16 protein-coding genes are annotated in these 18,608 nt (G+C 60.5%); 3 read left to right on the forward strand and 13 right to left on the reverse strand.

All coding sequences use genetic code 11. The features are described 5' to 3' along the window. Nucleotides 1–75: 75 nt before the first annotated feature. The 5 genes from ACRRSD_RS13625 to ACRRSD_RS13645 form a co-directional block, all read right to left on the reverse strand. Nucleotides 76–1,101 (reverse strand): putative 2-aminoethylphosphonate ABC transporter substrate-binding protein, encoded by a 1,026-nt coding sequence (locus ACRRSD_RS13625; protein ID WP_435038363.1) that lies wholly within the window; start codon nt 1,099–1,101, stop codon nt 76–78. Nucleotides 1,102–1,135: 34 nt separating this feature from the next. After that, entirely contained in the window at nt 1,136–2,860 is a 1,725-nt protein-coding gene (locus tag ACRRSD_RS13630; protein WP_435038364.1) for a putative 2-aminoethylphosphonate ABC transporter permease subunit, read from the reverse strand. Further along, nucleotides 2,860–3,936, reverse strand: a complete 1,077-nt coding sequence (locus tag ACRRSD_RS13635) for a putative 2-aminoethylphosphonate ABC transporter ATP-binding protein (protein WP_435038365.1) — start codon at nt 3,934–3,936, stop codon at nt 2,860–2,862. Before ACRRSD_RS13635 ends, ACRRSD_RS13630 begins: the two co-directional genes overlap by 1 nt. Nucleotides 3,937–4,159: 223 nt before the next feature. Beyond that, complete coding sequence (locus tag ACRRSD_RS13640; protein ID WP_034153701.1) at nt 4,160–5,023, reverse strand: LysR family transcriptional regulator; 864 nt, start codon at nt 5,021–5,023, stop codon at nt 4,160–4,162. 13 nt (nt 5,024–5,036) lie between these two features. After that, on the reverse strand, nt 5,037–7,346 hold the full coding sequence (locus tag ACRRSD_RS13645; RefSeq protein WP_435038366.1) for a heavy metal translocating P-type ATPase: 2,310 nt from the start codon (nt 7,344–7,346) through the stop codon (nt 5,037–5,039). Nucleotides 7,347–7,430: 84 nt separating this feature from the next. Between ACRRSD_RS13645 and cadR the strand changes: the two genes are divergently transcribed. Further along, nucleotides 7,431–7,880: a Cd(II)/Pb(II)-responsive transcriptional regulator gene (gene cadR, locus ACRRSD_RS13650; protein ID WP_105704602.1), complete on the forward strand. Its 450-nt coding sequence runs from the start codon at nt 7,431–7,433 to the stop codon at nt 7,878–7,880. A 20-nt stretch (nt 7,881–7,900) separates the two neighbouring features. Here the strand turns inward: cadR and ACRRSD_RS13655 are convergent, their stop codons facing one another. The 4 genes from ACRRSD_RS13655 to ACRRSD_RS13670 all read right to left on the reverse strand — a co-directional run bounded on the left by ACRRSD_RS13655 (nt 7,901) and on the right by ACRRSD_RS13670 (nt 11,587). Then, the gene (locus ACRRSD_RS13655; protein ID WP_435038367.1) at nt 7,901–8,734 is read right to left on the reverse strand and encodes a hypothetical protein; all 834 of its coding nucleotides are present in this window, start codon (nt 8,732–8,734) and stop codon (nt 7,901–7,903) included. 153 nt (nt 8,735–8,887) lie between these two features. Beyond that, the gene (locus ACRRSD_RS13660; protein ID WP_435038368.1) at nt 8,888–9,859 is read right to left on the reverse strand and encodes a thymidylate synthase; all 972 of its coding nucleotides are present in this window, start codon (nt 9,857–9,859) and stop codon (nt 8,888–8,890) included. 50 nt (nt 9,860–9,909) lie between these two features. Further along, nucleotides 9,910–10,725 carry a prolipoprotein diacylglyceryl transferase gene (gene lgt, locus ACRRSD_RS13665; RefSeq protein WP_101161410.1) on the reverse strand — a complete coding sequence of 272 codons (816 nt, stop codon included), beginning with the start codon at nt 10,723–10,725 and terminating at the stop codon, nt 9,910–9,912. Nucleotides 10,726–10,804: 79 nt separating this feature from the next. After that, nucleotides 10,805–11,587, reverse strand: a complete 783-nt coding sequence (locus tag ACRRSD_RS13670) for a sulfite exporter TauE/SafE family protein (RefSeq protein WP_435038369.1) — start codon at nt 11,585–11,587, stop codon at nt 10,805–10,807. A gap of 132 nt (nt 11,588–11,719) precedes the next feature. Here ACRRSD_RS13670 and ACRRSD_RS13675 point away from each other — a divergent pair, with 132 nt between their 5' ends. Next, nucleotides 11,720–12,466: an NRDE family protein gene (locus tag ACRRSD_RS13675; RefSeq protein ID WP_435038370.1), complete on the forward strand. Its 747-nt coding sequence runs from the start codon at nt 11,720–11,722 to the stop codon at nt 12,464–12,466. Between the two features lie 353 nt (nt 12,467–12,819). Here ACRRSD_RS13675 and ptsP read toward each other — a convergent pair whose 3' ends face one another. Further along, a complete protein-coding gene (gene ptsP / locus ACRRSD_RS13680; RefSeq protein WP_127930148.1) occupies nt 12,820–15,099 on the reverse strand; it encodes a phosphoenolpyruvate--protein phosphotransferase in 2,280 nt (759 codons plus the stop codon). A 22-nt stretch (nt 15,100–15,121) separates the two neighbouring features. Beyond that, entirely contained in the window at nt 15,122–15,601 is a 480-nt protein-coding gene (locus ACRRSD_RS13685; RefSeq protein WP_003229203.1) for an RNA pyrophosphohydrolase, read from the reverse strand. A gap of 143 nt (nt 15,602–15,744) precedes the next feature. Here ACRRSD_RS13685 and ACRRSD_RS13690 point away from each other — a divergent pair, with 143 nt between their 5' ends. Continuing rightward, a complete protein-coding gene (locus ACRRSD_RS13690) occupies nt 15,745–16,401 on the forward strand; it encodes an HAD family hydrolase (protein WP_435038371.1) in 657 nt (218 codons plus the stop codon). Between the two features lie 105 nt (nt 16,402–16,506). Here ACRRSD_RS13690 and ACRRSD_RS13695 read toward each other — a convergent pair whose 3' ends face one another. Further along, nucleotides 16,507–16,920, reverse strand: a complete 414-nt coding sequence (locus ACRRSD_RS13695; protein ID WP_435038372.1) for a DUF2269 family protein — start codon at nt 16,918–16,920, stop codon at nt 16,507–16,509. A gap of 40 nt (nt 16,921–16,960) precedes the next feature. Continuing rightward, nucleotides 16,961–18,475: a threonine ammonia-lyase, biosynthetic gene (gene ilvA, locus ACRRSD_RS13700; RefSeq protein WP_435038373.1), complete on the reverse strand. Its 1,515-nt coding sequence runs from the start codon at nt 18,473–18,475 to the stop codon at nt 16,961–16,963. Between the last annotated feature and the right edge of the window lie 133 nt (nt 18,476–18,608).

Consider the following 18,608-nt stretch of genomic DNA (forward strand, 5'->3'; position numbering starts at 1 on the left):
AGAATTGTGTGCTTAACACGATCCAATGTGGGAGCGAGCCTGCTCGCGAAGGGGCCCGGTCAGTCGATAAAAATCTTACTTGGCAGCTACTTTCTCGGACTTGCCGTCATAGCGCTTGCGCCACTCGGTGAGGATTTCGTCGCGATTCTTCGAGGCCCAGGCAAAGTCGTTCTTGATCAAACGCTGCTCATAATCCGCCGGCAGTTCGGTCTGCGGCTTGGCGATGCCCGGTTGCGCAAGAACAGCGAAGTTCTCCTTGTACAGATCCATCGCCTCGGCACTGGCAGAAAAGTCAGCCAGTTTCTTCGCTGCGTCTTCATGCGGCGTACCTTTGATCACCGCAGTCGCCTCGATCTCCCAGCCCAGCCCTTCCTTCGGCAGAATGATATCCAGCGGCGCGCCCTGACGCTTCAGCTGTACCGCCGGGTATTCAAAGGAAATCCCGATCGGGAACTCGCCCGCCGCCGCTAACTTGCAAGGCTTGGAACCGGAGTGAACGTACTGGCCGATGTTCTGGTGCAGACCATCCATATAAGCCCAGCCCTGCTTCTCGCCGAAGGTTTGCAGCCAGGCGCTGACGTCAAGGAAACCGGTGCCGGACGAGGCCGGGTTAGGCATGACGATCTTGCCTTTGTACTCGGGCTTGGTCAGATCCTGCCAGCTCACTGGCTCGGTCAAACCCTGCTTCTCGGCCTCGACGGTGTTGAAGCAAATCGTCGCGGCCCAGACGTCCATACCGACCCAGGCTGGCGGGTTGGCGGCGTCGCGGTAGTTCGCGCCGATCTTGCCGAGGTCCTTCGGCGCGTAGCTTTGCAGCATGCCTTGCTGATCAAGAATCGCCAGGCTCGAAGCCGCCAGGCCCCAAACCGCGTCAGCCTGTGGACGGGCCTTTTCGGCGAGCAGTTTGGCGGTGATGATCCCGGTGGAATCGCGCACCCATTTGATCTCGACGTCCGGGTTGGCCTTTTCAAAGGCTTCTTTGTAGGACTTCAGTTGCTCGGCTTCGAGGGCGGTGTACACCGTCAACTCGGTTTTTGCCGCGAAGGCATTCAGGCTGAAAGTAGCGAACACAGCAGCGGCCAGAGCCATAGGCTTGAACATGATCGGTATCCTGTCTTTGAGTTGAGGGTGTGAGTCAGTGACCGGGCGCGGTTTGCCGCCAGGCTTGAGAACGGCGCAGCAAGCCGCGCGAAGCCCACGCCAGCAGCAAGGACACGCCCGCCGAAGTGAACAGAATCAGGCTCGACATCGCCGCCGCGCCGCCGACGTTGCCGGCGTCGTCCATGTTCAGCACTGCGACCGCCGCAAGAATGGTGTCGGGGCTATAGAGGAAGATCGCCGCCGACACGGTGGTCATCGCCGAGACGAACAGATAGCGCACGATGTCCAGCAGCGCCGGCAGGCAGATCGGCACGGTGACGCGCAGGTAATGCCGGTACAGCGGCGCCTTCAGCGACAGCGCAGCCGCTTCGAACTCGGCGTCGAGTTGGCGCAACGCGGTGGTCGCGGTCATTTGTGCGGTGGTCAGATAGTGCGCAATGGTGCAGACAATCAGCAGCGTCATCGTCCCGTAAAGCACGTGCAGAGGGTTGCCGCTGAGGTTGAAGAAGAAGACGTAACCCAGACCGAGTACCAGCCCCGGCACCGCCATGGGCACGAAACTGAGCATGCGCAACGCGAGGTTGAGGCCGCGCTGAGTGCGGGTTTTCTCCATCAGGTAAGCGCCGGTAAAGATCAACACGCTGCCGATCAACGCCGTGCCCAAGGCCATCTTCAAACTGTTGCTGTAGGCCAGCCAGCCACCGCCAGCGGTTTCGTTGAACTGGTAATGGTTGAGCGACAGCGACAGGTTGTACGGCCAGAACTTCACCAGCGAGGAAAACACCGCCATGCCGAACACCAGAATCAACGCGGCGCTGATCAGCAAGACAATCGCCAGATAGCAGCCATCGCGCAGTTTCGACGGCGCCGGTTTGAACACCTGCGCCCGACCGCTCATGGAGTCGCCGTGACGCCGACGCAGCCAGGCATCGACGCCAAAGCTGAACAGCGCCGGCAGCAACAGCACCATGCCGATCAACGCGCCGCGACCGAATTGTTGTTGGCCGACCACGGCTTTGTAGGCCTCCAGCGCCAGCACTTGGTAGTCGCCGCCGACCACCACCGGCACACCGAAATCGGTGATGGTCAGGGTGAACACCAGACAGAACGCGGCGAACACTGCTTGGCGAGTGGCCGGCCAGGTGATACTGCGAAACGCCTTGGCCGGACTGGCGCCCATGCTCGACGCGGCGTCGAACAGCCGCGCATCGGCCAGCGACAACGCCGAGAGCAGAATCATCAACGCATGGGGAAAGGTGTAAATCACCTCGCCCAGCACAATCCCCCAGAACCCGTAGATATTGTCCGAGAGCAGCCCGCGTAACATGCCCTGGTTGCCGAACAGATAGACCAGCGCAATCCCCGGCAGCATCGACGGCGCCATCAGTGGCAGCAAGGAAATCCCGCGCCAGATGCCCTTCGCCGGAATCATTGTGCGTTGCAGCGCGTAGGCAAACAGGTAGGCCAGCGGTACGACGATGGCCGCAACGCTGAGGGAAACTTTCAGACTGTTGCCAAGCAGCCAGTGGAAATTCTCGCTGCTCACCAACTCCTTCGCCGCCACCCAGCCACCGCCCTGCCCGGCCTCGCTGCTGAAGCCACGCCAGAAGATCGCCAGCAACGGCAGCAATACCGCGACGCCGAGTAACAGCAGCAAGAGCACTTTGCCGCCGACGACAAAAATGCGATCGCCAATCTCGGCTTTCGAAGTCTGACGCACCTGCTTGTGCGGTAGCGGCAGCGCGAGGTTGCTGTTCATCAGGCAAACACCTGCAGGCTGCGCGGCGGCAAGGCGACCATGATTTGCTGGGCGCCAAGGCGCGGCATGGCTTCCGGGGCGAGTTCGGCGAGCAGCGCGTGGCCCGGCAGTTGATCGAGTTCGAAGCTCATGCGGCAGCGGTTACCGAGGAAGGTGATCTCGCGGACTTTGGCCGGGAACAGGTTTTCCTCATGCACCAGCGGATTGACGTTGATCGCTTCGGGGCGACAGAACAGCCGACCCGAGGCTCCGCTGACGCTGCCGTCGGCCAGACGCACATTCATTCCGCCAACCCGGGCGTGGCTGTCGCTGCTGCGCTGGAACGGCAACCAGTTGCCCTGGCCGACGAACTCGGCCACAAACGGTGTGGCCGGGTGGTTGTAGATTTCCTGCGGGGTGGCGTATTGCTCGACGCGGCCGTTGTTCATCACCGCAATGCGGTCGGCCATCAGCATGGCTTCGTCCTGATTGTGCGTGACCATCAGTGTGGTGATGCCGAGGTTGCGTTGCAGTTGACGCAGCTCGGTACACAAATGCTCGCGGACGCGGGCGTCGAGGGCCGACATCGGCTCATCGAGCAACAGCAACGAAGGGGCCGGCGCCAGAGCACGAGCCAGCGCGACGCGCTGTTGCTGGCCGCCGGACAACTGACCGGGGTACTTTTTCTCGCTGCCGGTGAGGCCGACCAGTTCGAGCATCTGCCCGACGCGCTGGCGCACTTCGTCGCGACCGCTGCCGGCGAGGCCGTAGGCGATGTTCGCTTCGACGGTCAGGTTGGGAAACAGCGCGTAGGACTGGAACAGAATCCCGTAGTCGCGGGCTTGCGGGGCGAGGTGTGAGACGTCGCGCTCGCCGAGGTACAGCTCGCCGCTGTCCTGTTTTTCCAGACCGGCGATGCAGCGCAGCAAGGTGGTCTTGCCGCAGCCCGAGGGGCCGAGCAGGCACACCAGTTCACCGGCGGCGACGTCGAGGGAGACGTTATCCAGCGCGGTGAACGCGCCGAAGCGTTTCTGCACGCCGCGCCCTTTCATCGGCGCACCGGGGTTGGTCAGGGCAGTTGCGATGGCAGGATTCATGGACAGACCTCATCAAGCAGATGGGGCCAATCCTAGAGTTGTAATGCGTCCGTCATGTGGCAACGAGGCAAAAACGGCCGATAGTGGTATTCAGGGATTTTGGTTCAGATTTTGTGTTGCCTGAGCTGACGCCTTCGCGAGCAAGCTCGCTCCCACAGGGGGAACGCATTCCAATGTGGGAGCGAGCTTGCTCGCGAATAGGCCGGCACAGGCACTGAAGATCTCAGGCCGGGGACATTTCCTGGGCCAAGCCGAGAAACGCCGCCGGCAACCGCGCGCCCTTTCTCTCTTTCAGGCAATACAGATACTCGGGAATCTGCGGCGCATTCTCAATGGTCAACACGCGCAACTGCGGGTCATGCGGCACCTCCTGCCGGGCAATGATGCTGATACCGATATTGCGCAGCACCGCTTCTCGGATCGACTCACGGCTGCCAATCTCCAGCAACGGCCCGAAGCTCACTCCGGCGCTGGCGAGCAGCTCTTCAGTCAGCCGCCGCGTCGTTGACCCGGTTTCGCGCATCAACAAGGTATGCCCGGCCAGCGCACTCAACGCCACATGCTCCTGCGCCGCCAGCGGATGATTGCGATGCACCGCCAGTACCAGCGGATCAGTGCCCAGCACCCGCCGAATCAGCCGCGCGTCATCGAGCAATTGCGATGATGCGGCAATGTCCACCCGGTAATCCTCCAATGCTTCCAGCACCTGCTGCGAGTTGCCGATTTCCACCGACACTTCCACCTGCGGCAAACGCTCGCGGAAGGTTTTGACCAGATCGAGAATGTAATAAGGCGCCGTCGCGGCGATGCGCAATGTGCCCTGCACCTGACCGCTGTTGCGCAGGAAAAACTCGATGTCGGCTTCCTGCTGCAACAGCGTCTTGACCATCGGCAGCAACCGCGCGCCTTCATCACTGACGCTTAACCGCCGACCGCCACGGTAGAAAAGCTCCACCGAATACTGACTTTCCAGATTGCGAATCTGCGTGGTCACGGTCGGTTGGCTAAGGCCGAGTTTTTTCGCCGCCAGCGTGATGCTGCCCAGGCGGGCGACCATGTAAAACGCTTTCAGCTCGGCACTCAGCACAACCTTTCCTCATCTATTTGCGCAGCAGGCGCAAACCGTTGAACACCACCAACAGGCTCACGCCCATGTCGGCGAACACCGCCATCCACATGGTGGCGAGCCCGGCGAAGGTTACCGCAAGAAAGATAGCTTTGATCACCAGGGCCAAAGCGATGTTCTGTTTCAGGATGCTCGCGGTATTGCGCGACAGGCTGATGAACGCCGGAATCTTGCGCAGATCGTCGTCCATCAGGGCTACATCGGCGGTTTCGATCGCAGTGTCGGTGCCGGCGGCGGCCATGGCGAAACCGATCTCGGCGCGGGCCAGTGCCGGCGCGTCGTTAATGCCGTCGCCAACCATGCCGACGCGATGACCCTGCTTGTACAGGTCTTCGATGGCTTGCAGTTTGTCGGTCGGCAGCAAGTCGCCGTGGGCCTCGTCGATACCGACCTGCGCGGCAATCGCCTGGGCGGTGTGGACGTTGTCGCCGGTGAGCATCAGGGTTTTCACCCCAAGTTCGTGCAACTGACGAATCGCTTCGCGGCTGGTTTCCTTGACCGTGTCAGCCACGGCGAACAGCGCCAGCGGGCCGGAGCTGTCGAGCAGCAACACCACAGATTTGCCCTGCTTCTCCAGTGCGAAGAGTTTTTCTTCCAGCGCTGGCGAGCACAGACCGAGTTCTTCGACCAAGCGATGGTTACCCAAGTGATAGGTCTGGCCGTTGATCTCGCCTTTGACGCCACGCCCGCCCAACGCTTCGAAGTTATCCACAATCAGCGCTGCGAAATTTTTATCCACAGCGGCGTTGGCGATGGCCAGCGACACCGGGTGATCCGAGCGCCCCGCCAACGCAGCAGCGATAGCCGGCGCGGAGGCATCGGCGGTTGGGTCCAGCGACAGGTAATCGGTCTGCACCGGTTTGCCGTGAGTGATCGTGCCAGTTTTATCCAGCGCCAGATAATCGAGCTTGAAACCACCCTCGAGGTACACGCCGCCCTTGACCAGAATGCCTTTGCGCGCCGCTGCCGCGAGGCCGCTGACGATGGTCACCGGGGTGGAAATCACCAGTGCGCATGGGCACGCGACCACCAGCAACACCAGCGCGCGGTAGATCCAGTCGAACCACACGGCGCCCATAAACAGTGGTGGAATAATCGCCACGGCCAGGGCAAACACGAACACCACAGGTGTGTAGATTTTCGAGAATTGATCGACGAAGCGCTGGGTCGGTGCGCGCGCGCCTTGGGCTTGTTCGACAGCGTGGATGATCCGCGCCAATGTCGAGTTGTTCGCCGCTGCGCTGACCGCGTACTCCAGCGATCCGGCCTGGTTGATGGTGCCGGCGAAGACTTTGTCGCCGACAGTTTTCTCCACCGGCAGGCTTTCCCCGGTGATCGGCGCCTGGTCGATGGTCGAACTGCCGCTGACCACTTCCCCGTCCAGCGCAATGCGCTCGCCGGGTTTCACCCGAACCCGGGCGCCAAGTTCGACGCTTTTCACGTCTTGTTCAACCCAGGTGCCGTCAGCCTGCAACACCGTGGCTTGCTCCGGCGTCATCTGCATCAGACCGCTGATCGCGTTGCGCGCACGGTCCAGCGAGCGCGCTTCGATCAGCTCGGCGACGGTGAACAGGAACATCACCATCGCCGCTTCCGGCCATTGCCCGATAAGAATGGCACCGGTCACTGCGATGCTCATCAGTGCGTTGATGTTGAGGTTGCGGTTCTTCAGGGCGATCCAGCCCTTTTTATAGGTGGTCAGACCACCGCTGAGGATCGACACCAGCGCGATGATCGCTACCACCCAGGTTGGCGCTGCGTTGGTAAAGTGGATGACTTCGGCGGCAAGTGCGCCAACACCGGACAGCGCCAACGGCCACCAGTGTTTTTTCACCGGTGCCGGGGCCGGCGCATCGACGCCCGCCTCCAGCGGCTCGGCGTGCATGCCGAGGGATTTGATCGCCTCGGTGATCGGCTCGGTACCCGGCAGATTGTGGGTTACGCCAAGTACCCGGTTGATCAGGTTGAATTCCAGCTGCTGCACGCCGGCGAGTTTGCCGAGCTTGTTCTGGATCAGCGTCTGCTCGGTCGGGCAGTCCATTGCCTCGATGCGGAAACTGCTCAGGCGCGCATCGGCGCTGGTTTTCTCGCTCAGTTGCACCAACGCAGGCGCAGCCGTTTTCGACGAGCAGCAGGAGTCTTCGTGCGCATGAACCGGTGCCGGCGCTGCGGCTTTCGATCCGCAGCAGGAATCGCCGCCATGGGCATGTTTATGTACAGGCTGCAATTTATGACTGTGGTCGTGGCCGTCGCCGGGCTTGTGGGTGTGCTGGGAATCGCTCATTGGTCGCGTCCATGAAGGTGCCTGTTGCCAAGTAAAGACCCTGTAGCCACTATAGGGTCAAGCACCCTTTTGGAGATTGCCGTCATGAAGATCGGAGAACTGGCCAGACTCACCGATTGCGCCGTGGAAACCATCCGCTATTACGAACGCGAAAATCTTTTGCCGGAACCGGCGCGCAGCGACGGCAACTACCGCGTCTACACCCAGGCCCACGCCGAACGCCTGACCTTCATCCGCAACTGCCGCACCCTCGACATGACCCTCGAAGAAATCCGCAGCCTGCTCGCCTTGCGCGACAGCCCGCAGGATCAGTGCGAAAGCGTCAATGCGTTGATCGACGAACACATCCAGCATGTGAAGGCGCGGATTGATGGGTTGTTGGCGTTGCAAACACAATTGCTCGACCTGCGCCAACGCTGTGGCGAAGGGCCGATGGCCGATCAATGCGGGATTTTGCAGCGCCTGGAAGTGAGTGGCGGGGTGGTGGCGACGGAGGTCGAGCACTCCCATGTCGGCAGAAGTCATGGGCATTAGTCCTTCGTCGCCGACAGCGCTTACACCAGTTTGAACTCCAATACGCCCCGGGAACCCATGCCATAGGCCAGGCCGGGGACCATACCGGACCCGAGGAAAACACTGCAGAACAAATGAACAGTCTCACCGCGATGCGCCTGGTAGACCGTCGGCTCAATCCGAAAGCTGAGTGATGAGTCGGGGCTGACCGTCAGTTTGCGTTGGTAATCCCGCCAAGCGCCGGTCTGTCCGCCGTTGATGCTGCTTTTCCAGAACATTTCAATGGCATTGTTGGTTCTCAGGTTTTCAATCCGTGGAATAGTCAGGCAAACACCCTCGGGATGCCGATCAATTTCAAGGACGCCTTGCGAGACGGCCTCAATGAAAACCGGACCTGTCTGTGCCAGTTCCGGCGCAAACGTCATATACAACGAAGAAGAGGGCAAGGAGCCTGCTTCTCTTTCAATGACAAAAAAGACTTCGACCCGATCGCCTGTGAACGCTCTTGCGATTTCGTCGGTAACCGCAAAATGCAAAGGGGTGTAACTCACCACTGTCTGGGGTTCCGATCTATAGCTGCCCCCGGAGCCGCCGAGTGCGTTCCATTGCACCCGAACCGGATCGCCAATCCTGAAATCCTGCTCATTGACCGACACAACGACACGCAGCGAGTCGATGAAGATCGGCGCGCCATTGAATATTTCCATGGGCACCACGCACCCCCATGGATCAATACTCGGAATGGAATGGAAGAGTCCCGAACGACTTTCACAGCCGATAAACGGCCAACTGTTCAACGGCTTCGATCCGGTTGGTGCAAAACCGAAAGAGACCTCCGAGAACCCAGCCGTTGCGCCAGATGCTGTACTTGTCATGATGAAGCTCCTTAAATGAAAAAAGAGAATGTTTGACTGACCCACGTCCATTAGGCCCGTGGTCAGTCAAACACCCTCTCTTTCATTTGCCTACTGTCAGACATGACAGTCCGGTAGACCTATACCGAATATAAAAGCTTCAGAGCCAGTCTTTCAGACCGCCATCGGCGCGGTCATTGGTGCATGGTGCTCATAACCTTCCAGCGAGAAATCGCTAGGCTCGACCAGTTCCAGCCACTCCGGCTGATACACACCGGTCTTGGCAAACTCCGGCACGCGGTCGGAGATTTTCAGTTTCGGCATGGCGAACGGCTCGCGCTTGAGCTGTTCATTGAGCATGTCCAAGTGGTTCTCGTAGACGTGCGCATCGCCGATGAAATAGGTGAACCAGCGCGGCGTGTAGCCGGTCAGGCGTCCGATCAGGCTCAGCAGCGCGGCGCCTTCGGTGAGGTTGAACGGCGTGCCCAGACCCAGATCGTTGGAGCGGATGTAGAGGGTCAGGGAAATTTCTCTGGTCTCGACATTCGGGTGGAACTGGTACAGCAGATGGCATGGCGGCAGGGCCATCTCATCCAGCTGCGCGACGTTCCAGCCGTGGAACAGAATGCGGCGGCTGCCCGGATCCTTGATGATCGTGTCGACGCACTGGCGCACCTGATCGATGGCTTTGTACAACACCACGTAGGCCTGGCCGTCTTCTTCGCCCTGAGCGATCTGCTTGTAGCCGTTGGCCAGGGTTTGTTCGATGGCGGCGGTATTGCTCAGCGGGATCTGCTTGTACGCCGGCCATTTGCGCCATTGCACGCCGTAGATTTCGCCGAGGTCGTCGTCGCCCTGACGGAACGGGTTGGCCAGCCACTGCGCATTTTCGTTGGCGTTCTGGTCCCAGACCTTGCAGCCCAGCGCACGGAATTCAGCGGCGTTGTTGACGCCACGGAGAAAACCGCACATCTCGCCGATGGCCGATTTGAAGGCCATTTTGCGCGTGGTGATCGCCGGAAAACCTTCCTGCAGATCGAAACGCAGCATCGCACCCGGGAAGCTGATGGTGTTGATGCCGGTGCGGTTGGCCTGTTTGCTGCCGTTCTGAATGACGTGCGAGACCAGTTCGAGATATTGCTTCATGAGTTACCTGTGTCCTTTGAGCCCCGGCGTCGCGCGCCGGGGTTCGTAGTTTAAGCCGTCGGCGCGAGCGGTGCTGCCGGTGCGCGACGATAGGCCAGCCAGATCAGGAACAGCCCGCCGACGATCATCGGCACGCAGAGCACCTGGCCCATGGTCAGCCAGTTCCACGCCAAGTAGCCCAGTTGCGCATCCGGTACGCGAACGAATTCGACGATGAAACGGAAGATGCCGTAGAACAGCGCGAACATGCCCGATACGGCCATGGTCGGACGCGGTTTGCGCGAGAAGATCCACAGGATCAGGAACAGCGCCACGCCTTCCAGTGCGAACTGATACAGCTGTGACGGGTGACGCGGCAGTTGCGCCGGATCGCTGAACGGCGGGAAGACCATGGCCCACGGCACGTCGGTGGCTTTGCCCCACAGCTCGGCGTTGATGAAGTTACCGATGCGCCCGGCGCCCAGACCGATCGGCACCATTGGTGCGACGAAGTCCATCAGCTGGAAGAACGACTTGCCGTTGCGCTTGCCGAACCACAGGGCCGCTAGCATCACACCGATGAACCCGCCGTGGAACGACATGCCACCCTTCCACACTTCGAAAATCAGCGTCGGATTGGCCAGATAAGCGCTCAGATCGTAGAACAGCACGTAACCCAGACGGCCGCCGACGATCACACCCATCGATAGCCAGAACACCAGATCGGAGAGTTTCTCCTTGGTCCAGGTCGGGTCGAAACGGTTGAGCCGGCGCGACGCCAGCAGCCACGCACCGCCGATGCCGATCAGGTACATCAGCCCGTACCAGTGGATTTTCAGCGGACCGATGGCCAGGGCCACCGGGTCGATCTGCGGGTAAGGCAGCATTGCGACTCCTCGTTAGAGTTGAAAGCAGAATTCCCGGGCGACGCTGCCACCTCAGGATTAAGCCAGGATTGCGACGCGATTAAAGCAGGAAGCTCACACCCACGCTGAACAGCAAAGCGGCGAACAGCCGTTTCAGCAAGCGCGGCGACAATCGATGCGCCAATCGCGCACCGATGCGGGCGAAAACCATACTGGTCAGAGCGATGCCCAACAGCGCCGGCAAATACACAAAACCGAGACTATGCGGCGGCAACAACGGATCGTGCCACCCCAGAATCATGAAACTTGCTGCACTGACCAAGGCAATCGGCAACCCGCAGGCCGATGACGTCGCCACGGCTTGCTGCATCGGCACGCTGCGCCAGGTCAGGAACGGCACGGTCAACGAACCGCCACCGACACCAAAAATCGCCGAGGCCCAGCCGATCACACTGCCGGCCACGGTCAGACCGAGTTTGCCCGGCACCGTTCGGCTGGCCTTGGGTTTGATGTCCAGCGCCAGTTGTACCGAGATGATCAAGGCGAACACGCCGATGATCTTTTGCAGGTGCGGGCCAGAGATCGCTTCAGCGGTCAGTGCGCCGAAACCGGCGCCCAACAGAATCCCGACGGCCATCCACATGAAGATCGGCCAGCGCACCGCGCCTCGTCGATGATGCTCACGCACGGCGTTGACCGAGGTGAAGATGATCGTCGCCAGCGACGTGCCGACCGCCAGGTGGGTGAGGATCGACTGATCAAAGCCCTGCAAGGTGAAACTGAACACCAGCACCGGGACGATAATGATCCCGCCACCGACGCCAAACAGCCCGGCCAGCACGCCCGCACAGGCGCCCAGCGCCAGATAGAGCAGAAATTCCATGACCGTCTCCCCAGACCGCATCCGCAAAACCGGAGCGGCATGGTAACGGATGCACACCCTTCTGCTCCACTTGCGATGGATGCACGGACGCCGGATGCGTAGAGTGAGCAAAAAACACACAAGGACCACCTTATGTGCCTGATTGTTTTCGCCTGGCGCCCGGGCCATGCCCAGCCGCTGATCGTCGCGGCCAACCGTGACGAGTTTTACGCCCGGCCGAGCCTGCCGCTGGCGCAATGGCCGGAAGCGCCGCACGTACATGCCGGGCGTGATCTTGAGGCCGGCGGCACCTGGCTGGGGATTGGAGCGAATGGGCGCTTTGCCGCGCTGACCAATATCCGTGATCCGCAGCAGGCGCCAGCGCGCAAGTCGCGAGGGGAACTGGTGGCGCGGTTTCTGACGGGCGATGCGTCGATTGATGATTATTTGAGCGATGTGGTCGAGCGTTCGGCGGAATATGCCGGGTTTAATCTGTTGCTCGGCAACAGTCATGAGCTCTGGCACTTCAATGCGCGGATGTCGGAGCCGGTGATGCTGGGATCGGGCGTCTATGGGTTATCCAATGCCGGGCTGGATACGCCGTGGCCGAAGTTGCTCAAGGCCAAGGCTGCGCTGAGTGCGGTGCTGGATGATCCGACGCCTGAGCGTTTGCTGCAGTTGCTGAGCGACGCACAGACCGCGCCGGAATCGGAATTGCCGAATACCGGGGTGGGCTTGGCGACGGAGTCATTGTTGTCGAGTGTGTTTATTGCCAGCCAGAGTTACGGGACACGGGCGAGTACGGCGTTGATCGTCCAGGCGGATGGGACTCGGCGGATGGTGGAGCGGAGTTTTGGGCCGTATGGCGGGCATTTGGGCGAGGTGGAGATAAAAGCTTAAAAGCAGACCCTCACCCCAGCCCTCTCCCAAAGGGAGAGGGGGCCGACCGAGGTGTCTTGAGCCATACATCGACCTGAAAGACCGAGTCGATTATGGATTCGGCAGCACCTTCAGTCGCTGTGAGACGAATACGGCTTCAACCCAGCACCTTCGTCGGTGTGGATCAATTATGGATTCGGCACAGCACTATCAGGTCGGTGTGAATCGATTATGGATTCAGCACAGCACTATCAGGTCGGTGTGAATCGATTACGGATTCGGCACAGCACTTTCAGGTCGGCGGAGTTCTGCAGCATCCCCCAATCAGTCCCCTCTCCCTCCGGGAGAGGGTTAGGGTGAGGGGCTCTTGATCTTCAGAGGGCCTTGACCACCGCCGGCGGATGCATCTTCGACAACCCAAGGTTCTTCAGCGCCAATTGCAGCGAGCTGTGGATCACTTGCGGGTTATCAATGGTCATCAACTCGGCCAACAACTCCTGGGCCTTGCTCAGATTGACCTGACGCAGCATCCACTTGACCTTCGGCAAGTTGGTGGCGTTCATCGACAAACTGTCGAAACCCATCGCCATCAACAACACCGCCGCCGCCGGATCACCGGCCATCTCGCCGCAGATACTCACCGGTTTGCCTTCGGCATGGGCATCGCGCACCACGGTCTGCAGGGCTTGCAGCACCGCTGGATGCAGGTAATCGTAAAGATCGGCCACACGCGGGTTGTTACGGTCGACCGCCAGCAAATACTGGGTCAAATCGTTGGAACCGACGGACAGGAAGTCGACCATCCGCGCCAGTTCCTTGGTCTGGTACACCGCAGCCGGAATTTCGATCATCACGCCAATCGGCGGCATCGGCACGTCGGTGCCTTCGTCGCGCACTTCGCCCCAGGCCCGGTGAATCAGGTGCAGGGCTTCTTCGAGTTCGTGGGTGCCGGAGATCATCGGCAGCAGAATCCGCAGGTTGTTCAGGCCTTCGCTGGCCTTAAGCATCGCGCGGGTCTGCACCAGGAAGATTTCCGGGTGGTCGAGAGTCACGCGAATGCCGCGCCAGCCGAGGAACGGGTTGTCTTCCTTGATCGGGAAGTACGACAGCGACTTGTCACCGCCGATGTCGAGGCTGCGCATGGTCACCGGTTGCGGGTGGAACGCGGCGAGCTGCTCACGGTAGATCGCCAGTTGTTCCTTCTCGCTCGGGAAGCGCTGGTTGATCATGAACGGCACTTCGGTGCGGTACAGACCGACACCTTCGGCGCCGCGCTTCTGCGCCCGCGCCACGTCCGCCAGCAAACCGGTGTTGACCCACAGCGGCATGCGGTGGCCGTCGAGGGTCACGCATGGCAAGTCACGCAGGGTGTCGAGGCCCAGCGCCAGTTGTTTCTCTTCTTCGACGACTTCGGCGAACTGCTTGCGCAGCACTTCGCTCGGGTTGGTGTAGACCTCGCCGCGGGTGCCGTCGACGATCATTTCGATGCCGTCGACCTTGGCGTACGGCAGGTCGACCAGACCCATCACCGTCGGAATACCCATGGCCCGGGCGAGGATCGCGACGTGGGAGTTACCCGAACCCAATACCGAAACCAGACCGACCAGCGTGCCTTCCGGCACCTCGCCGAGCATGGCCGGCGTCAGTTCTTCGCTGACCAGAATGGTTTTTTCCGGGTAGACCAGATTCTGCTGGCGCTCCTCCTGCAAGTAGGCGAGCAGGCGGCGACCGAGGTCTTTGACGTCCGAGGCACGTTCCCGCAGATAGGCGTCGTCCATCAGTTCGAAACGGTTGACGTGCTCCGTGACCACCTGACGCAGCGCGCCCTGGGCCCACTGGCCGGTCTTGATCACGGTGGTGATTTCGCTGCCCAGCGAGGCATCGTCGAGCATCATCAGGTAGACGTCGAACAACGCACGCTCTTCCGGGCGCAACTGCGTCGCAAGCTTGGCGGACAACGCGCGCATGTCGGCGCGCACGCCTTCGATGGCGGTCTTGAACAGCGCCAGCTCGGCATTGATGTCGGTGATGGTCTTGTCCGGCACCACGTCGAGATCCGCCGGCGGCAGCATGACCACCGCCGTACCGACCGCCGCACCCGGTGAACCCGGCACACCGACGAACTTGGCTTCCTGAATACCCTTGCCCTGACGGCCCAGACCGCGGATCGAACCGGTGGCCTCGGCGTGGGCGATTACGCCGGCGAGCTGCGCGCTCATGGTCACGAGGAAGGCTTCTTCACCTTCATCGAACTGGCGGCGTTCTTTTTGCTGGATGACCAACACGCCGACGACGCGGCGGTGGTGAATGATCGGTGCACCGAGGAACGAGGCATACCGCTCTTCACCGGTTTCGGCGAAGTAGCGGTAGCGCGGGTGAACCGAAGCGTTTTCGAGGTTCAGGGGTTCTTCACGCGTGCCGACCAGACCGACCAGACCTTCGTTGGGTGCCATGCTGACCTTGCCGATCGAGCGCTTGTTCAAGCCCTCGGTGGCCATCAGGACGAAGCGGTTGGTCTCGGGATCAAGCAGGTAGACCGAGCAGACCTGGCTGCCCATGGCCTCTTTGACGCGCAACACAATAATCCCCAACGCCGCCTTGAGATCCTTGGCGGAGTTAACTTCCTGGACGATCTTGCGCAGCGTATTGAGCATGGCTCGGGGTCGAACTCCGTCGTCAGTCGCGCGCTAAAAGGCGCGGGGCAAGCTCTTTGAGGGCGCGGCGATACACCTCGCGCTTGAATGTCACCACCTGGCCCAACGGATACCAATAGCTGACCCAGCGCCAGCCATCGAACTCCGGTTTACCGGTCAAATCCATCCGCACCCGCTGCTCGTTGGAGATCAGGCGCAGGAGAAACCATTTCTGTTTCTGGCCGATGCACAGCGGTTGGCTGTGGGTACGCACCAGACGTTGCGGCAAACGATAGCGCAACCAGCCCCGAGTACAGGCCAGTATTTCAACATCTTCACGTTCCAGGCCAACTTCTTCGTTCAGCTCGCGGTACAAGGCGTCTTCCGGCGTCTCTTCAGGGTTGATTCCCCCTTGCGGAAACTGCCAGGCATCTTGATTGATACGGCGAGCCCATAGCACCTGGCCGGCGTCATTCGTCAGAATGATCCCGACATTGGGGCGGAAACCATCGGGGTCGATCACGGCAACAACCTCGCAAACGCATGTCGCCGCATTGTTCCACAAAGGTTGATAAGGCGGCAACGAAGCTTCCTACCTTATGTGCACTCTTGTGAAAAGACCGTATTCTTGTCGCCTTTTTACAGACTTATCAGCGGGTAACTGCAATGCGCCTGGCACTCTTCGATTTGGACAACACCCTTCTGGGCGGCGACAGCGATCACGCCTGGGGCGACTATCTGTGTGAACGCGGCTTCCTCGACCCGATTGCGTACAAAGCGCGCAACGACGAGTTCTATCAGGATTACCTGGCCGGCAAACTGGATAACGCCGCGTACCTGAACTTCTGCCTGGAGATCCTCGGCCGCACCGAAATGGCCGTGCTCGATCAGTGGCACAACGATTACATGCGCGACTGCATCGAACCGATCGTCTTGCCCAAGGCGCTGGAACTGCTGAAAAAGCACCGTGATGCCGGTGACAAACTGGTGATCATCACCGCGACCAACCGCTTCGTGACCGCGCCGATTGCTGTGCGTTTGGGCGTTGAAACCCTGATTGCCACTGAATGCGAAATGGTCGATGGCCGATACAGCGGGCGCAGCACTGATATTCCGTGCTTCCGCGAAGGCAAGGTAACGCGCCTGAACCGTTGGCTGGAAGAGACCGGGTATTCGCTGGAAGGCAGCTATTTCTATAGCGATTCGATGAATGATTTGCCATTGCTGGAGCAGGTGGCGAATCCCGTTGCTGTCGATCCGGATCCGAATCTGCGTGCCGAGGCCGAGAAGCGTGGCTGGCCGGTGATTTCGCTGCGCGGCTGATTACGCCTTCGCGAGCAAGCTCGCTCCCACAAGGTATTTGTGAACCACACAAATCCAATGTGGGAGCGAGCCTGCTCGCGAATGGGGTCGACTCGGTCTCAAGCCTTAAACAGGCTTGGCACCCATCAACGCCGCAATGGCGAGAAATCCGATGCCGCTGACAATCGCCAGCGCCAACGTGAATTTCCAGTTACCAACCCCGCTAGTCCACAGCCGATTAAGCCGAACGAGCAGCCAGACCGCACTGAACGTGGCCACGGCATAAATCACACTGGACCCCAAAATCCAGAACTGCCCCAATGGCCAGCCGATCAGGTGTACCAACCACCAGCCGGTGAAAGGCATGCTCAGCATACCGATCAGCATCAGACACCAGATAAACAGCCAGGGACGTTGCATCGTGCTGGCCGGCCCTTCGCTGCGATTACGCCAGGTCAGAGCGGCAAGCCCCAGCCCGCTCGCGAGTATGACCACGGTCGCCGCGACGTGAAGGACTTTCAGGGTGGTCAGGGTTTCCATGTATTTCTCTTCCTTGGGCCATGCCCATCAGCGTAGCCGCTCAGCCAAGAAACAGCTGATAGGCCGGGTTCTCGCTTTCATCCCAATATGGGTACCCGATTTCCTCAAGGGCCGCCGGTACCAGATGACGCTCATCGTGCGGCACCTGCAGGCCCGCGACCACGCGGCCATCGGCGGCGCCGTGGTTGCGGTAGTGGAACATCGAGATATTCCAGCGCCCGCCCAGCTTATTGAGGAAGTTGAACAGCGCGCCTGGACGCTCCGGGAACTCGAAGCGGAACACCACTTCATCAATCACGTGCGCCGCGTGGCCACCGACCATGTGGCGGATGTGCAGTTTGGCCAGTTCGTTGTCGGTCAGGTCGACGACCGGGAAACCTTGCTCGGTCAGGCTCGCCAGCAATGCGCTGCGCGGGTCGTTTTCAGGGTGGGTCTGCACGCCAACGAAGATGTGCGCTTCGCTGCCGGTGTTGTAGCGGTAGTTGAATTCGGTGATCTGGCGCTTGCCGACGGCCTCGCAGAACGCCTTGAAGCTGCCGGCCTTCTCGGGGATGGTCACGGCGATGATCGCTTCACGCCCCTCACCCAGCTCGGCGCGCTCGGCAACATGACGCAGGCGGTCGAAGTTGACGTTGGCACCGGAGTCGATGGCCACGAAAGTCTGGCCACTGACGCCGCGTTGCTCGACGTATTTCTTGATCCCGGCCACACCCAAGGCGCCGGCAGGTTCGGTGATCGAGCGGGTATCGTCGTAGATATCCTTGATAGCCGCACAGATCTCGTCAGTGCTGACAGTGATCACTTCATCAACATAGTCTTTGCAGATGTCAAAGGTGTGCTGGCCAATCTGTGCCACCGCTACGCCGTCGGCAAAGATGCCCACGGTCGGCAGCACCACGCGCTCACCGGCGGCCATCGCCGCTTGCAGGCAGTTGGAATCGTCCGGCTCGACACCGATGACTTTGATGTCCGGGCGCAGGTATTTCACGTACGCGGCGATGCCGGCGATCAGACCGCCGCCGCCAACCGGAACGAAAATCGCGTCCAGCGGCTGCGGGTGCTGGCGCAGAATTTCCATCGCCACGGTGCCCTGCCCGGCGATGGTGTGCGGATCGTCGTACGGGTGAATGTAGACGTAGCCTTTTTCATCGACCAGTTTCAGCGAGTAGGCCAGGGCTTCCGGGAACGAATCACCATGAAGGACCACTTTGCCGCCGCGCGAACGCACGCCTTCGACCTTGATCTCGGGGGTGGTCTTGGGCATGACGATGGTCGCTTTGACGCCCAGTACTTTGGCCGCCAGGGCCAGGCCCTGCGCATGGTTGCCCGCCGACGCGGTGACCACGCCACGGGCGCGTTCTTCATCGCTCAGTTGCGTCAGCTTGTTGTAGGCGCCGCGAATCTTGAACGAGAACACTGGCTGCAAGTCTTCACGCTTGAGCCAAATGTCATTGCCCAGCCGCTCGGAGAGCTGGCGAGCGTTCTGCAACGGGGTTTCTACGGCAACGTCATAAACGCGCGAGGTGAGGATCTTTTTGACGTACTGTTCGAGCATCGGAAAGCATCACTGAGCGGTTGAGCGGGACCGGGGAGTCTAACCCGGCTTTTGCCCGCACGACCACACGAATCCAGAGGTTTTAGCCGCGCTTGCGGCTATAATGCCGGCCTTTCCGTTCTCACCTTGCCCG

The sequence above is a fragment of the Pseudomonas neuropathica genome, assembly GCF_051174785.1.
Taxonomy (GTDB): Bacteria; Pseudomonadota; Gammaproteobacteria; order Pseudomonadales; family Pseudomonadaceae; genus Aquipseudomonas; species Aquipseudomonas neuropathica_A.

What these genes read in the sequence shown, in the direction of transcription:
- ACRRSD_RS13695 (WP_435038372.1), bottom strand. Translation starts at nt 16,920, where the DNA reads ATGGAAACCCTGACCACCCTGAAAGTCCTTCACGTCGCGGCGACCGTG.
- ACRRSD_RS13645 (WP_435038366.1), bottom strand. Translation starts at nt 7,346, where the DNA reads ATGAGCGATTCCCAGCACACCCACAAGCCCGGCGACGGCCACGACCAC.
- ACRRSD_RS13670 (WP_435038369.1), bottom strand. Translation starts at nt 11,587, where the DNA reads ATGGAATTTCTGCTCTATCTGGCGCTGGGCGCCTGTGCGGGCGTGCTG.
- ilvA (WP_435038373.1), bottom strand. Translation starts at nt 18,475, where the DNA reads ATGCTCGAACAGTACGTCAAAAAGATCCTCACCTCGCGCGTTTATGAC.
- ACRRSD_RS13655 (WP_435038367.1), bottom strand. Translation starts at nt 8,734, where the DNA reads ATGACAAGTACAGCATCTGGCGCAACGGCTGGGTTCTCGGAGGTCTCT.
- ACRRSD_RS13630 (WP_435038364.1), bottom strand. Translation starts at nt 2,860, where the DNA reads ATGAACAGCAACCTCGCGCTGCCGCTACCGCACAAGCAGGTGCGTCAG.
- lgt (WP_101161410.1), bottom strand. Translation starts at nt 10,725, where the DNA reads ATGCTGCCTTACCCGCAGATCGACCCGGTGGCCCTGGCCATCGGTCCG.
- ACRRSD_RS13675 (WP_435038370.1), top strand. Translation starts at nt 11,720, where the DNA reads ATGTGCCTGATTGTTTTCGCCTGGCGCCCGGGCCATGCCCAGCCGCTG.
- ptsP (WP_127930148.1), bottom strand. Translation starts at nt 15,099, where the DNA reads ATGCTCAATACGCTGCGCAAGATCGTCCAGGAAGTTAACTCCGCCAAG.
- ACRRSD_RS13625 (WP_435038363.1), bottom strand. Translation starts at nt 1,101, where the DNA reads ATGTTCAAGCCTATGGCTCTGGCCGCTGCTGTGTTCGCTACTTTCAGC.
- cadR (WP_105704602.1), top strand. Translation starts at nt 7,431, where the DNA reads ATGAAGATCGGAGAACTGGCCAGACTCACCGATTGCGCCGTGGAAACC.
- ACRRSD_RS13635 (WP_435038365.1), bottom strand. Translation starts at nt 3,936, where the DNA reads ATGAATCCTGCCATCGCAACTGCCCTGACCAACCCCGGTGCGCCGATG.
- ACRRSD_RS13660 (WP_435038368.1), bottom strand. Translation starts at nt 9,859, where the DNA reads ATGAAGCAATATCTCGAACTGGTCTCGCACGTCATTCAGAACGGCAGC.
- ACRRSD_RS13690 (WP_435038371.1), top strand. Translation starts at nt 15,745, where the DNA reads ATGCGCCTGGCACTCTTCGATTTGGACAACACCCTTCTGGGCGGCGAC.